This window comes from Pseudomonas brassicacearum, assembly GCF_003732265.1.
In the GTDB taxonomy this organism is placed as follows: domain Bacteria; phylum Pseudomonadota; class Gammaproteobacteria; order Pseudomonadales; family Pseudomonadaceae; genus Aquipseudomonas; species Aquipseudomonas brassicacearum_D.
Window position 1 is genome coordinate 54,394 of sequence record NZ_MOBK01000005.1, and the last position, 14,527, is coordinate 68,920.

Genomic DNA, 14,527 nt, shown 5'->3' on the forward strand with positions numbered 1-14,527 from the left:
GGTATCCTTCGACTCACCACATTCCTCAAGAAGGTTTCTTCGAGATCCGCAACGACTTGGCCTTGGCCTCCACCACCAGATACATCACCAACGTAATCAACAACGGCAGGATGAAATAAATCGCCCGATACGCCAGCAACCCCGCCACCAGGCTCCCCCGCGAAACTTCATGTTGCAGCAGCGCCACAAACACCGCCTCCAGCACCCCAAGCCCCGCCGGAATATGCGTGATGACCCCGGCGATGGCGCTGATCAGCAACACCCCCAGCACCAACGGATAGTCCAGTTTGCTCGGCAGCAAGGTAAAAATCACCGCCGCCATCAACGACCAGTTCAACGCCCCCAGGGCCAGTTGCAGCACCGCCATGCGCAGCGATGGCAGGTTGATTTCCACCCCGCGAATCGCCCACTCCCGACGCTTGGAAAACCGGCAAGCGGCCAGGTAACCCGCGCTCACCAGCAGCAACAAAACACCCACGCCTTGCAATGCGCCGCTGCTGAGTTTCCAGCCGGGCGGCATGCGCACCAGGCCGCTGCTGAACACTGCGCCGGCAATCACCATGTAGCCGAACCAGTTGGTCGCGAGGCTCAAACCGAGGATTTTTGCGATGTTGCCCTTGCTCACGCCCAGCCGTGAATACAGCCGATAGCGCATGGCGATGCCGCCCACCCACGCACTCAGATTGAGGTTGAAGGCGTAGCTGATGATCCCGACAGGGAGGATCTGTTTCCACGTCAGGTCCTGGCGAATGTAGGTGCGGCCGATCAGGTCGAAACAGGCGTACACCAGAAAACTGACCAGCGTCAGCCCCGAGGCGATGACCAGTGTGCGTACTTTGAAATCGGCCAGGGTGTCGAACACTTCATTCCATTCGAGGCGCTGGGCGAGCATCGTCAACAAGACAATCAGTGCGAGGAAAAACAATATCGTCAAGGGACGCTTCCAACGGCTCCAACGGGTTTTCGCCGGGTGCTCGGTGTGTGGGGTCGAATGAGCTTCAGCGCGGGACATGGTGATCACTCCCGTTCTCTTGGCTAAAGGGTTTCAGGCGCGGCTTGTGGGCCGGCAGCCAACCCGCCCACGCCGGGAAATGCCGCAGGAAGTGAAACACCAGGAAGCCGACCGTCATGTGCCAGATGCGTCCGCGCGGGGCCTTTTCGACGGACATCGCTTTGCAGTGGTTGTCGCTCAGGTGTTCAAGGCGTTCGAACAGCGTGCGGTTGAACGCACGGTCGCGGATCAGCACGTTGGCTTCCAGGTTCATCGACAGGCTCAGCGGGTCGAGGTTGCTGGAGCCGACGGTGCTCCAGTCCTCATCGACCAGCGCGACTTTGCCGTGCAGCGGTCGCTCGCAATACTCGTGGATCTGCACGCCTGACTTGAGCAGATAGTCATAGGTCATGCGCGCCGCGAGCTTGGCCACCAGCATGTCCGGCTGCCCTTGCAGAATCAGCCGCACATCGACGCCACGGCGCGCCGCGTTGCGGATCTCGCGCAGCAAGCGATAACCGGGAAAGAAGTAGGCGTTGGCGATCACCACCCGATGCTTGGCGCTGCGCAGCACCAGCCGGTAAACCTCCTCGATGTCGGTGCGATGGTCGCCGTTGTCGCGGTACACCAGCCGAACCTGACCGTCATGATCGTTGAAGGCCAATTCCGAGCGCCTCTGCCGGCGTCGTTGCCACCAGTATTTGGCGCGGGCCGGGCGCCCGCATTGCAGCAGCGCGAAGTGATGAATGTCGGCTACCGCCGGGCCTTGCACCTCAACCGAATAATCCTGCTTGGCCTCGGGGCCGAAGTCGCCCAAATGGTCGGCGGAAAAGTTGATCCCGCCGATGAAGGCAATCGTGCCGTCGACCACCACGATCTTGCGGTGCAGGCGGCGGAACCAGTTGGTGCGAATGCCCAGATGCTTCGGCGCCGGATCGAATATCTGGATGTGCACGCCGGCCTCGCTCAACGCGGCGAGGAATCCGGTGCTCAATTCGCCGCAGCCAAAGCCGTCGAGACTGGCGGTGACCCGCACCCCGCGCCGGGCCGCGTCGATCAGCACCTGCTGCAGCTCGTTGCCAACCTTGTCCTCGAACACGATGAAGGTTTCCAGGAGGATTTCCGTGGTGGCCTGACGCATGGCCTCGAACACCCTCGGGAAATACGCTTCACCGTTTTCCAGCAACTCGACCCGGTTGTTGCCTTGCCAGCCGTAGTCGACATCGACCACGCCGGGTTCGCCGGTGGTCGGCTGGGCAGACACGTGTTCCACGCGTGTTTCTTCCATCGACGGGATGCTCATAGTTCGATCTCCACCGACAGCGGTGCGTGGTCGGAAAGGTGTGACCAAGGGCGAGCGGCCAACACTTGCGGGCGACTGGCCTTGAGGTTGCGCACGTAGATGCGGTCCAGTCGCAGCGCCGGCAATCGCGCCGGAAAACTGCGTGCCGGTTTGCCGTGATGCTCGGCGAATACTTCGCGCAGGCCACACGGCTTGAGCAGCACATCGGCGCGCTGGCGCCAGTCATTGAAGTCCCCGGCGACGATCACCGGCGCATCATCCGGCAACTCTGCCAAACGTCGGCTCAACAACTTGAGTTGTTCCGTGCGATGGGTTTCACGCAGTCCCAGGTGCACGCAGATGGCGTGGATTTCCTGGCCGTCGCCGGGCAGGCGCAGCACGCAATGCAGGAGGCCGCGGTTTTCATGGCCGCTGATCGACACGTCCAGGTTGTCATGGCGAATGATCTGGAATTTCGACAGCAGCGCATTGCCGTGATCGCCCGCCGGGTAGACCGCGTTGCGGCCATAGGCGAACTGCGGCCACAAACTGTCGGCGAGGAATTCGTACTGCGGCATCGCCGGCCAATTGCTGTAGCGCATCGGATGCTGCTCATGGGCGCCGTGGACTTCCTGCAAAAACACCACGTCGGCGGACACGCTGCGCACCGCTTCACGCAACTCCGGCAGGATGAAACGCCGGTTCAGCGCGGTAAAACCTTTGTGTGTGTTGACCGTCAGCACCGTGAAGCGGCGTACGGCGGTGAGGGTCGGGGACGGCTCATCCGCTGCGTCGAGCGGCTCGGGAATATTCATGGCAGCACGCCTTCGGCTGCTGGCTCACCGGGAGCGGTGGCGAGTTCGTTGTCGAGATGGAAGCGTTCAAGCAGGTGCCGCGCATCGAAGGGTGCGCGGACCTTGATGTCGTTATCGAAATAGCAGAACACCTCGCGGGATTTGCGCGCCTTGGGCTTTAGCCGAGGTGCGATCAAGTGTGCGTCCGACGGTTGCTGGCCATGCACCCAAGCGTCGATCCGGTCGCCCCAGCGCTTCAGCGCCTGCGGGGTGTAGCCGCTGGCGTAGAGCTCTTCGGCACCGTGCAGGCGCAGGTAGACAAAATCGCTGGTGAGGTCTTCGCGGTACGGCCATTTCCCCGCCGTATCGGCGATCACCAATGCAGCGTTGTAGCGTTTGAGCAAGCGGATGAACGCCGGGTCGACAAAGCTTTCGTTCCTGATTTCCACGGCATGACGCACGGGGTGTTTCTGGTGAGCCTTGAGGCTGGCGTGGCCGTTGACGTGCGAATCGTGCTGGCGGGCGAGGGCGGCCGCTTGTTGGGCGTTGTGGGGTAATTGTTCAAGGAAGCTTTCGAACACATCGGCATCGAATTTGAAGTTGGGCGGGAATTGCCAGAGGATCGGGCCGAGCTTTTCCTTGAGTTCCAGCACGCCTGAAGCAAAGAAGTTGGCCAATGGATGATGGACATCCCGCAGGCGTTTGATGTGTGTAATGAAGCGCGGGCCTTTGACGCTGAAGACGAAGCCCGGCGGGGTGTCGGCGTACCACTCGGCGTAACGTTCCGGCCGTTGCAAGGCGTAAAACGATCCATTGATTTCAATGCTGTTGACCGCCCGCGAGGCGAATTGCAATTCGCGTTTCTGGGTCAGCCCCTTCGGGTAGAAATCCCCCCGCCACGGCGCATAGCGCCAGCCTGAAATACCGATATGAATCGCCGCCATGTCGCCTCCCGCCTGATGGTCCTCGGACAGCCCTGTCTTTGGATGACTGCCTGGCGGGCGAGAAAGTTTCGACGGGGCTACAGACGGTACGGCAGACGGTACGGCAGACGGTACGGCCTCACAGAAATCAAATGTGGGAGCGAGCCTGCTCGCGAAGACGGAGTGTCAGTCAACATTTTCGGCGACTGAACCACCGCTTTCGCGAGCAGGGGGGTAATCAGTGCCCGGCGACAATTCGGCTTGAGCCTTGATACACCGGCCCCAACCGATCAAGCCGACCGCTCCACGCCGTCAGCGCCAAGGCCACCAACACCACCAGACCGCCGATCCACGCGGTATGAATCAACCCCATGTGCGCAACGATCAACCCGCCACCCCACGCACCACCGGCAATACCGAGGTTGAACGCCGCGATGTTCAGCCCGGACGCCACGTCCACTGCCTGCGGCGTGTGATGTTCAGCCTGACGCACCACATACACTTGCAGGCCCGGTACGTTGCCGAAGGCGACGGCGCCCCAGACCAGCACCGTGGCTAGCGCCAGCCATGGATTGCCGGCAGTAAACGTCAGCACGAACAGCACGGCGGCGAGCAAGGCGAAGATGATTTTCAGCGCGCTGATCGGGCCACGTTTGTCCGCCAGTTTACCGCCCCAGATGTTCCCCACGGCCACCGAAACGCCGTAGACCAGCAGCACCAGGCTGACCGTGCCGGCGCTGAAGCCGGAAATGTCCTGAAGAATCGGCGCCAGGAAGGTGAACGCGATAAACGACCCGCCATAACCCACCGCCGTCATGGCGTACACCAGCAGCAGGCGTGGTTGCTTGAGCACCTGCAATTGCTGCAACAGCGAAGCGGGTTTGCTGTGGGCAATGTTTTTGGGGACGTAGATCAGGCTGCCAATGAAGGCGATCACGCCCAAGGCCGACACCGCGAGGAAGGTTTCACGCCAGCCGAAATGCTGACCGATGAAGGTCCCCAACGGCACGCCGGTGACCAGCGCCACGGTCAGTCCGGTGAACATGATGGCAATCGCACTGGCGGCTTTTTCCTTGGGCACCAGGCTGGTGGCGATGGTCGAGCCAATCGAGAAAAACACCCCGTGGGCCAGGCCGGTGACGATCCGCGCAATGATCAGCGACTCGTAGCTCGGCGCTTGCCAGGCCAGCAGGTTGCCGAGGGTAAACAGCACCATCAGCGACAGCAGCAGCATTTTGCGCGGGACTTTGCCGGTCAAGGCCGTCAGCACCGGGGCGCCGATGGCCACGCCCAGGGCGTAGAGGCTGACCAGCAGGCCGGCGGACGGCAGGCTGACGCCAAGGTCGGCGCCGATGGTGGGTAACAGGCCAACGATGACGAACTCGGTCGTCCCGATGGCGAAGGCGCTGAGCGTCAGCGCGAGCAAGGCAATGGGCATGACTGCAACTCCGGTGGGTTTGAGTGAATGGAGCGCAGTGTCGGGGTTGCGGTTGTGCGGAAAAATACAGGGAGGAGCATTTGATATTTGCGTTAAGGTCAAATATCCACGGTGCTATACAGTTCTAGATGGGAGCGAGCCTGCTCGCGAAAGCGGTGTGTCAGGCAATATTAATGTTGGCTGTCACTCCCACTTCGCGAGCAGGCTCGCTCCCACAGGGGTTGCGTAGTCCTTTTATCCCGCGGCCAAAACCGAACTTGCCCGCTATTTTTCGATCAGTCTCTTACAGCCTTTTTTGACGGAGCTTCCCGTTTTGCTCAAGTTCAAGACTGCGATATCGCTGGCGCTATTTCTGTTCACTTGCAGCCTCGGGCTGCACGCGGCCACGCTGCCGGGCCTGCCTGCAACCAGCACCGCCGCGACGCCTGCGGCTCACCCGGAGCCGCTGGTCCAGGGTGGTTTGCTCGGGGCGATCAGTTCGAGCATCGATCAGGTCGAGAGCAAACTCGATCTCAACGAAGACCTGGTCGACGCCTGGCGTCTGCGCGCAGACCGTGCGGCGGACGAAGTGGATCAACTGGTCAATCATCCCTCGGCGCGTTCCAGCTGGAGTGTGGCGGGTGATTTCCTGATTTTGTCCGGTGTATGGATGAGCGTCTTTGCGATGCTCTGGCTGCTCGGCGGGATGCTCGCCACTCGGCTGAGCCAACATCGCTTGCTGCTCACCCGTGAACGCGGCCGGGCGGTGCTCGGTTATCTGTTGCCATTCAGCCTGCCGGCGCTGATCAGCCTGCCGTTGACGATTGCGGTCAGCCACTACCTGCCGGTGTCCGCCGGTCGGGCGCTGGCGCTGTGTTTCGCCTATGCCACCAGCAGCGGCATATTCGCTGCTTCGCTGGTGCTCACATTGGTGGTCCTGTTCAACACCGGGCACAAGCGTCGGGCGGTGCAGATCCTTCGCAATTACACCCCGCGCCCGCTGTTTGGCATCGGCTTTCTGGTCGCGCTCAGCGATGCCTTGACCAGCCCGCAGATCGCCCACCAATTGGGTAATAACCTGACCAGCAGCATCGCGGTATTTACCGGTTTGGGGGCTTCGATTTCCTTTGGTCTGCTGGTGATCAAGATGCGCCGCCCGGTCGCGCACCTGATCCGCATTCTGCCGCTGGCCCAGCGCCTCAAACAGCCGGCACTGCGCGAGACGCTGCGGATATTTTCGGGGCTGTGGTATTGGCCGATTCTGTTGATGGTGATGGTCTCGGTCATGAACCTGATCAGCATCAGCGATGACAATCAGCAGGTGCTGCGCAGCGCGCTGTTCACCACCGTGTTGTTGATCGCCACGGTGTTTCTCAGCACCACGTTGCATCACCTGTTCAAGACCCGCAGCGAGCAAGCGGCGCGGCGCAGCAATGCTTATAAAGAGCGTTTCCTGAGCCTGTCACACGCTTTGCTGCGGATCGGCATGGCGATTGTGTTCATCGACATCCTGGGACGAATCTGGGGCGTGTCACTCCTGGAATTCGCGATGAGCAACACGGTCGGACGCGCGATCAGTGATTCGCTGAGCCGCATCGGCCTGATTTTCCTGGTGACCTGGATGGTCTGGGTGGTGCTCGACACGGCGATTCAGGAAGCCTTGAAACCACCGGTCAACAAACGCTCCGCACGCCAGCCGAGTACACGGGTGAAAACCATCCTGCCGCTGCTGCGCAATGCGATGAAAATCCTGCTGGTGGTGATCTGTGCGATCACCACCATGGCCAACCTTGGGATCAACGTCGCGCCGTTCCTGGCCGGTGCCGGGGTGGTGGGGCTGGCCATCGGTTTCGGCTCCCAGCAACTGGTGCAGGACGTCATCACCGGGCTGTTCATCATCATCGAAGACACCTTGTCGATCGGTGATTGGGTGGTGCTCGATTCCGGGCATGCCGGCACGGTCGAAGGCCTGACCATCCGCACCCTGCGCCTGCGTGATGGCAAGGGCTTTGTGCACTCGGTGCCGTTCGGCCAGATCAAGGCTGTGACCAACCAATCCCGGCAGTTTGCCTACGCGTTTTTCTCGGTGCAGTTCACCTACGACACCGATGTCGACAAGGCGATTGAACTGATCCGCGAGGCCGGGCATTCGATCAGCGACGATCCGTTTCTCAAGTACAACCTGCAAGGGCCGCTCGACGTCTTCGGGGTCGACAAAATGGACCTCAATGGCGTGGTGCTGACGGCGCAGTTCCGTACCGTGTCGGGCGGGCAATATGCGGTGAGCCGGGCGTTTAACCAGCGTTTGAAAAAGCTTGTGGATAACAGCCCGTGGGTGCATTTCGCGCAGACTTATCCACAGCAGGTTTTTATGCCGCAGCGGCAGGTGGATGGAGATGACGAGTTGGCGCAGGAGCATTCGGCGGTGTTGCTGACGGATCAGCCTAGGACCCAGTGATTTGTGTTGGGGCTGATGGCCTCTTCGCGAGCAAGCCCGCTCCCACATTTGTTCTGCAGTGAACACAGTATTTGTGAACGACCGAGATCCAATGTGGGAGCGGGCTTGCTCGCGAAGAGACCCGCACGGACACCCTCAATGCCGGATCAGTTTGTTGTGCAACTCAGCACTCGATGCCTGATCCAGCTCCAGCCAAAAATACGGCTTGCCGGCAATCTCCGCCGCTGCCGGCAACCCATCGCGGTACACCAGCCGATTACTCGCCAACGCCGGCACCTTTGTCCCCGGCAACAGCGTCCCGGCCAGGTTCAGCGGATCAACCCCGCACACCGCAATCAAACTCCCGTCATGCGGTCGCCGACGTACTTCGCGCAACAGTGGAATGGCCTCCGGCAACGCAAATTGTTCACCGGCCAAACCACTGACGAACCGCCCGCCGCGTATCTCGCCCCGCGCCTCCAGTCGATGAAAGGTGCGCAACAATTCGCGCCAGCTCGGCAGCCAATCCGCCTCCCGTTCCAGCAAACGCCAGAACACCACGCCGTAGCGTCGCAGCAAGGTCATGGCGATGTGTTCCAGCGTTTCGACAGGCGTGGGCGCCGGACGTTGGTTATCAACAACCGGCGCGGGCGGTCCGCGGCGTAACAAGGCCCAGCGCCCGGCATCGTCCATGCCGCCGACAAACGCTCCGCGCCCGCGTCGGCTGCTGCGATTCTGGCGTTTGCTGGCCGGGGTGATCAGCGCCCGCAACCCGGCGAAGCTGTCGGCATTCACCAGCCCGGCGCCGACCAGTTCCTGCAAGGCGATTTCCAGTTCCGAGCGCAGCAGATGAGCTTCGTGAATCAGCTCATCGAAAAACAGCGCGCCGTGCTGGCTGAGCGCTTCGTGGACCTTTTGAGTCTTGGGTGACAGTTCGCTGACCGCTGTCTGCTCGGTCAAGCTGCTCCACAAGCCGACCTGGCTGCGCGGCAGCAGCAGAATCGGCGTGCTGCGCAGGGCCGTGCTGGCGCTTTTGTTGTGAGCGGTCAGGCGAGTCCAGACCAGTTTGCCGCTGCGGCACAGATCGTCCAGCCAGCTTGGCGAATAGTCTTTGATCCGCGCCGGCAGGATGTCGCTGTCCCAGGCCGAGGCCGCGGCGGGATAGCCTTCGAACTGACTGACGATCGCCGGCAAAACCGCGCTGCCCTGGCCTTGAGTCGCTGCCGACAGGTGCTGCCAGTCGAACAGAAAACGCATGAAGTCCTGCAAGGCCACCGGCTCGATTTCCCGGCGCAAACGCTTGACGGTGTAGCGGTGAATACGCGCCAGCAGATGCCGTTCACACCATTGCTCATCACCCGCGCCCGGCGTGAACCGGCCGCGCAACACATAACCTTCGCGTTCCAGTTGCGCCAAGGCCTGGGGGACCTGATTGGCCGCCAATCCAAGCGGTTCGGCAATCGCGGTGAGTGGCAATGGTCCGAACGCACTGAGCCGAGCGCGGATCACTTCAACGATGGCTTCTTCGGGCGCCCAGGCTTCATCGAACCCGGGTAACGCTTGCAGCTCCGGCAACAAAATCGCCTGTGGATAAATCGCCTGCAAGCACGTCAGTCGCTCCAGGGCCAGCCACAACGATTGCCCGGCATTGATCTGCAAGCGGCTGGCGCGACCGCTATCGGCCAGAGCGTTCAGCCAATCGAGCCAGTGCGTATTGGCCTGCGCCTCGGCATCGGTGATGCACGCAAGGCTCATCAACGCCTCGTGCATTTCATCGACGCCGGTGGGTGTCGGCCAGGCCTCATCGCGCACTGCCTGAATCGCTTCGGCATCCAGCGCGCCGAGGTCGTCGGTCGACTGTGGGTCGGTCCAGCGCCGGTTGAGCACGGCTTGCGTGCGGCGCTCTTCCAGCGGCGCATCGTCGAGAAAGGTGTAGGGCCGGGCGCTGAGGATTTCCGCTGCCAGCGGGGACGGCGCCGGCAAGTCGCGACTGATCAGCCGCACGTCGCCACGTTCCATGCGCCGCAGGAGCGCCAGCCAGCCTTCGCTGTCCATCGCCTCGTGCAGACAATCGTCGAGGGTCTGTTCCACCAACGGATGGTCGGGAATTTCTCGTTCGCCGGCGAGGTTTTCCACGCAGGCAATCTGATCCGGAAAGACGCTGGCGATCAGGTCCTCGCTCTTCATTCGCTGGATCTGCGGCGCCACTTTGCGACCGCCGCTGTAGCGCGGCAGGGCCAGGGCAACCCCGGTATTCCAGCGCCAGCGCACGCCGAACAACGGCGCGTCGAGCACCGCTTGAATCAGGATGTGCTCGGCGCTGTTGCTGTGCAGGTAACGCCAGACGTCGTCGAGTTCAAAACTGTGACTGGTGGACAGCGACAACACGATCGCGTCTTCGCTGGCGGCAGCCTGCAATTCGAAGTTGAACGTGCGGCAGAAACGCTTGCGCAGGGCCAGGCCCCAGGCGCGGTTGATGCGGCTGCCGAACGGGGTGTGGATGATCAGTTGCGTGCCGCCGGACTCGTCGAAAAACCGCTCCATCAGCAGCGTGTCTTGTGACGGCAGGGCGCCGAGGGTCAGGCGTGCGCGTGCGAGGTAATCCGTCAATTGCTCGGCACTGGCGAGGTTCAGGCCTAGGGTGTCGGTCAGCCAGTCGAGGGCCGGTTGCAGGTTGCCCGGTGTGGCGCCGAGCAGTGCGTCCAGATGCGCTTGCAAGCGCGCAACCGCAAACGACAACTCAGCGCTGCGCCCCGGTGCTTCGCCGAGCCAGAACGGAATGGTCGGCGGTTGTCCCTGAGCGTCTTCGACCCGGACCTTGCCGGTGTCGACCCGCAGGATCCGGTAGGAGGTATTGCCCAGCTGGAACACGTCCCCGGCGATGCTTTCCACCGCGAAGTCTTCGTTGACGCTGCCGATGTTCAGCCCTTGGGGCTCCAGTAACACGCTGTAGTCGGCGTTGTCCGGAATCGTCCCGCCGCTGGTCACGGCGGTCAGCTTGGCGCCCCGGCGACCGCGCAGGGTGCGCGTCACGGCGTCGCGGTGCAGGTAAGCGCTGCGGATGCCCTGGCGCCCGTTGTAACCCTCGGCGAGCATGTGCAGCAGCGCCTGATAATGCTTTTCGTCGAGTCCGGCATACGGCGAGGCGTTACGGAACGTCTCCAGCAGCGCTTGCTCCGGCCATTCCTGGCAACTGACTTCGGCGATGATTTGCTGTGCGAGTACGTCCAGCGGCGCGGTGGGGATCTGCAACGTGTCGAGTTCGCCGCGCCGCACGCAATCGAGCAGCGCGACGCATTCGATCAGGTCGTCGCGGGTGGTGGCGAACAAGCGGCCCTTGGGCATGCCGCCGACCTGGTGTCCGGAGCGGCCGACCCGTTGCAAAAATCCGGAAATCGAACGCGGCGAGGCGATCTGGCACACCAGGTCAACGTCGCCAATGTCGATGCCCAATTCCAGCGAAGCGGTGGCAATCAGCACTTGCAGCTCGCCGCGCTTGAGTCGCTGTTCGGCGTCCAGGCGAAACTCTTTGGCCAGGCTGCCGTGGTGCGCGGCCACCGAGTCTTTGCCGAGGCGTTCGCTCAGATGCCGGCTCAAGCGTTCGGCGAGGCGGCGGGTGTTGACGAAAATCAGCGTGGTCCGGTGTTCGCGGGCGAGGGCGGCGAGGCGGTCGTAGACCAGTTCCCAGACGTCATTGGCCATGACTGCCGACAACGGCACGGGCGGTACTTCGATGCCCAGGTCCCGTGGGCGGGCGTGGCCGATGTCGATGATCTCGCATGGACGGTCGCGGCCGACCAGAAAGCGCGACACCGCTTCGATGGGTTTTTGCGTGGCGGACAGGCCGATGCGCACCAGCGGTTCCGCGCACAGCGCCTGCAACCGTTCAAGGCTCAGGGCCAGATGGCTGCCGCGTTTGCTGGCGGCTATGGCGTGAATTTCATCGACGATCACTGTGCGCGTAGTGCCGAGCATCTGCCGGCCGGAATCAGAGCCGAGCAGCACGTAAAGGGATTCCGGGGTGGTCACCAGGATGTGCGGCGCGGTCTTGCGCATGGCCGAGCGGTCTTTCTGCGGGGTGTCGCCGCTGCGCACGGCGGTGTTGATCTGCAATTCGGGCAGGCCCATCGTCCGTAATTGTTCGGTGATTCCGGCCAGCGGGTTTTGCAGGTTGATCTGGATGTCGTTGGACAAAGCCTTGAGCGGCGAGACATAGACCACCAGGGTTTCGTCTGGCAGCCCGGCGTCAGTTTCCAGGCCCCGGTGAACCAGGTCGTCGATGACGGCGAGGAAAGCGGTGAGGGTTTTACCGGAGCCAGTGGGCGCGGCGATCAGGGTCGAGCGGCGCTGACGAATCAACGGCCACGCCCGGGCCTGGGCGGCAGTGACCGTCGGGAAGGTGCTGCTGAACCAGGCGCTGACGGCGGGGTGGAAGCCTGCCAGGGCGCTGTCCATGGGGATTGGCAGATTCATGAAGTGATTTATGCGGGTGGGGGGATGAAGATGCAAGTACCGCTTAGGACCTTTGCCGACCTCAATGGCCCCTTCGCGAGCAAGCCCGCTCCCACATTTGAACTGTGTCATTCACAAATATTGAGTTCACTGCAGATCGAGTGTGGGAGCGGGCTTGCTCGCGAAGGGGCCAGTAGCCACACCACAAATCCCGGGGATCTGCACTTTACGGATGACGGTTGCGCACTAAACCCGCAAAATGCAACGATTCCGGCAACTATCAACGGCATTGCCCCCGGGCCGTGTCGATACAGCCATCGTTCCAATCAGACTGGGCCTGCTGACTCTATGCGAATGCGCCTTATGTTACTGGGCGGCGGAAATGCCCTTGGGCAGGCGCTGATTCGCCTCGGTGCGGAGGAAGACATCGGTTTCCTCGCCCCCCGCCCCCCGCAAGACGGCTGGGATGCCGCGAGCCTGACGCAACTGCTCGACGACACCCGCCCGGACGCGCTGATCAACCTCGCCTACTACTTCGACTGGTTTCAGGCGGAAGCGGTCAGCGAGCAACGTCTGGCCGGGCAGGAGCGTGCAGTCGAGCGTCTGGCCGAACTGTGCCAGCATCACAACATCGTCCTGCTGCAACCTTCGAGCTATCGCGTGTTCGATGGCTCCCGTGCCACTGCCTACAGCGAAAAAGATGAGCCGGTGCCGCTGGGCCTGCGCGGTCAGGCGTTGTGGCGCATCGAACAAAGTGTTCGCGCGACCTGCCCACAGCACGTATTGCTGCGTTTCGGCTGGCTGCTCGATGACAGCCCTGACGGCACACTCGGGCGTTTCCTTGCCCGGGCCGAAACCCCCGACGAACTGCTGCTGGCCGACGACCGCCGGGGCAACCCGACCCCGGTCGACGATGCGGCCCGGGTGATCATCTCGGTGCTCAAGCAACTCGATTGTGCAGCGCCGCTGTGGGGCACCTATCATTACGCCGGGCATGAGGCGACCACGCCGCTGGCGCTGGGGCAGGCTATCCTGACCGAAGCACGCAGCCTGCATCCGCTGGCCATCGAAGCACCGACCGCCCAGGCTCACGCCGCGCGTCCGGATGCCGCCGAAGAGCCGCAACACGCGGTGCTGGCCTGCAAGAAAATTTTGCACACGTTCGGGATCAAGCCTCGCGCCTGGCGCGCCGCACTCCCGGGCTTACTGGACAGGTTTTATCGCCATGGCTGACGGACCCGTTTTAATCACCGGCGGCGCCGGTTTCATCGGCTCGCACCTGACCGATGCCTTGCTCGCCAAGGGTCATTCGGTGCGCATTCTCGATGACCTGTCCACCGGCAAACGCAGCAACCTGCCGCTGGATAATCCCAACCTTGAATTGATCGTCGGCGACGTCGCCGATGCTGCACTGGTCGCTCAGGCGATGCACGGTTGCAGCGCGGTGGCGCACCTGGCCGCGGTGGCCTCGGTACAGGCCTCGGTGGATGATCCGGTGAAGACTCACCAGAGCAATTTCATCAGTTCGCTGAATGTCTGCGAAGCCATGCGCCAGGCTGGCGTCAAACGCGTGCTGTTCGCCTCCAGTGCGGCGGTTTACGGCAACAATGGCGAAGGTGAGTCGATCGATGAAGACACCGCTAAAGCGCCGCTGACGCCGTACGCGTCGGACAAACTGGCGAGCGAGTACTACTTCGATTTCTATCGGCGCCAGCATGCACTGGAACCGGTGATTTTCCGTTTCTTCAACATCTACGGCCCGCGTCAGGATCCCTCCTCGCCGTATTCCGGGGTGATCAGCATCTTCAGCGAGCGGGCACAGAAAGGCCTGCCGATCACCGTGTTCGGCGATGGTGAGCAAACGCGCGACTTTGTCTATGTCGAGGATCTGGTCGACCTGCTGGTGCAAGCCATCGAAAAACCAGAGGTTGAAGTCGGGGCGGTGAATGTCGGCTGGAACCAGGCGACCAGCCTCAAGCAAATGCTCCAGGCGCTGGAAGCGGTGGTGGGCGAATTGCCGCCGATCAGCTACGGCCCGGCGCGTTCCGGCGATATCCGCCATTCCCGGGCGAACAATCAGCGATTGCTGGAGCGCTTTAGCTTCGGTGAGCCGACACCGATGAGTGTTGGCCTGGCACGGCTGCTGGGACGCTGAGATTTTTACAGCCATAAAAAAGGCGCCTCGGAAGGCGCCTTTTTTTGTGGTCTGTGTAGAGTACTTGTGGCGAGGG

The 14,527-nt window shown here is 62.2% G+C and carries 9 protein-coding genes; 3 read left to right on the forward strand and 6 right to left on the reverse strand.

Annotated elements, in window-relative coordinates; genetic code table 11:
• Window positions 1-25: 25 nt before the first annotated feature.
• The 5 genes from BK660_RS11335 to BK660_RS11355 form a co-directional block, all read right to left on the reverse strand.
• Window positions 26-1,012, reverse strand: coding sequence for a lysylphosphatidylglycerol synthase domain-containing protein (locus BK660_RS11335; protein ID WP_123433362.1), 987 nt, complete (start codon window positions 1,010-1,012; stop codon window positions 26-28).
• Window positions 999-2,294, reverse strand: a complete 1,296-nt coding sequence (gene clsB, locus BK660_RS11340; protein WP_123433363.1) for a cardiolipin synthase ClsB — start codon at window positions 2,292-2,294, stop codon at window positions 999-1,001. The genes BK660_RS11335 and clsB overlap by 14 nt, the downstream gene beginning before the upstream one ends.
• Window positions 2,291-3,088, reverse strand: coding sequence for an endonuclease/exonuclease/phosphatase family protein (locus BK660_RS11345; RefSeq protein WP_123433364.1), 798 nt, complete (start codon window positions 3,086-3,088; stop codon window positions 2,291-2,293). The genes clsB and BK660_RS11345 overlap by 4 nt, the downstream gene beginning before the upstream one ends.
• On the reverse strand, window positions 3,085-4,011 hold the full coding sequence (locus BK660_RS11350) for a DUF72 domain-containing protein (protein ID WP_123433365.1): 927 nt from the start codon (window positions 4,009-4,011) through the stop codon (window positions 3,085-3,087). The genes BK660_RS11345 and BK660_RS11350 overlap by 4 nt, the downstream gene beginning before the upstream one ends.
• Window positions 4,012-4,228: 217 nt before the next feature.
• Window positions 4,229-5,428, reverse strand: coding sequence for an MFS transporter (locus tag BK660_RS11355; RefSeq protein WP_123433366.1), 1,200 nt, complete (start codon window positions 5,426-5,428; stop codon window positions 4,229-4,231).
• Between the two features lie 313 nt (window positions 5,429-5,741).
• Here BK660_RS11355 and BK660_RS11360 point away from each other — a divergent pair, with 313 nt between their 5' ends.
• A complete protein-coding gene (locus BK660_RS11360) occupies window positions 5,742-7,865 on the forward strand; it encodes a mechanosensitive ion channel family protein (protein ID WP_123433367.1) in 2,124 nt (707 codons plus the stop codon).
• 135 nt (window positions 7,866-8,000) lie between these two features.
• On the opposite strand, the gene BK660_RS11365 is transcribed toward BK660_RS11360, so the two are convergent.
• Complete coding sequence (locus BK660_RS11365) at window positions 8,001-12,317, reverse strand: DEAD/DEAH box helicase (protein ID WP_123433368.1); 4,317 nt, start codon at window positions 12,315-12,317, stop codon at window positions 8,001-8,003.
• A gap of 327 nt (window positions 12,318-12,644) precedes the next feature.
• Between BK660_RS11365 and BK660_RS11370 the strand changes: the two genes are divergently transcribed.
• On the forward strand, window positions 12,645-13,529 hold the full coding sequence (locus tag BK660_RS11370) for a sugar nucleotide-binding protein (RefSeq protein WP_123433369.1): 885 nt from the start codon (window positions 12,645-12,647) through the stop codon (window positions 13,527-13,529).
• Window positions 13,522-14,451, forward strand: a complete 930-nt coding sequence (locus BK660_RS11375; protein WP_123433370.1) for an NAD-dependent epimerase/dehydratase family protein — start codon at window positions 13,522-13,524, stop codon at window positions 14,449-14,451. Before BK660_RS11370 ends, BK660_RS11375 begins: the two co-directional genes overlap by 8 nt.
• The last annotated feature ends 76 nt before the right edge of the window (window positions 14,452-14,527 follow it).

Excerpts from the sequence above, each read along its gene's own strand:
- BK660_RS11335 (WP_123433362.1), bottom strand. The coding sequence starts at position 1,012 with ATGTCCCGCGCTGAAGCTCATTCGACCCCACACACCGAGCACCCGGCG.
- clsB (WP_123433363.1), bottom strand. The coding sequence starts at position 2,294 with ATGAGCATCCCGTCGATGGAAGAAACACGCGTGGAACACGTGTCTGCC.
- BK660_RS11345 (WP_123433364.1), bottom strand. The coding sequence starts at position 3,088 with ATGAATATTCCCGAGCCGCTCGACGCAGCGGATGAGCCGTCCCCGACC.
- BK660_RS11350 (WP_123433365.1), bottom strand. The coding sequence starts at position 4,011 with ATGGCGGCGATTCATATCGGTATTTCAGGCTGGCGCTATGCGCCGTGG.
- BK660_RS11355 (WP_123433366.1), bottom strand. The coding sequence starts at position 5,428 with ATGCCCATTGCCTTGCTCGCGCTGACGCTCAGCGCCTTCGCCATCGGG.
- BK660_RS11365 (WP_123433368.1), bottom strand. The coding sequence starts at position 12,317 with ATGAATCTGCCAATCCCCATGGACAGCGCCCTGGCAGGCTTCCACCCC.
- BK660_RS11370 (WP_123433369.1), top strand. The coding sequence starts at position 12,645 with ATGCGAATGCGCCTTATGTTACTGGGCGGCGGAAATGCCCTTGGGCAG.
- BK660_RS11375 (WP_123433370.1), top strand. The coding sequence starts at position 13,522 with ATGGCTGACGGACCCGTTTTAATCACCGGCGGCGCCGGTTTCATCGGC.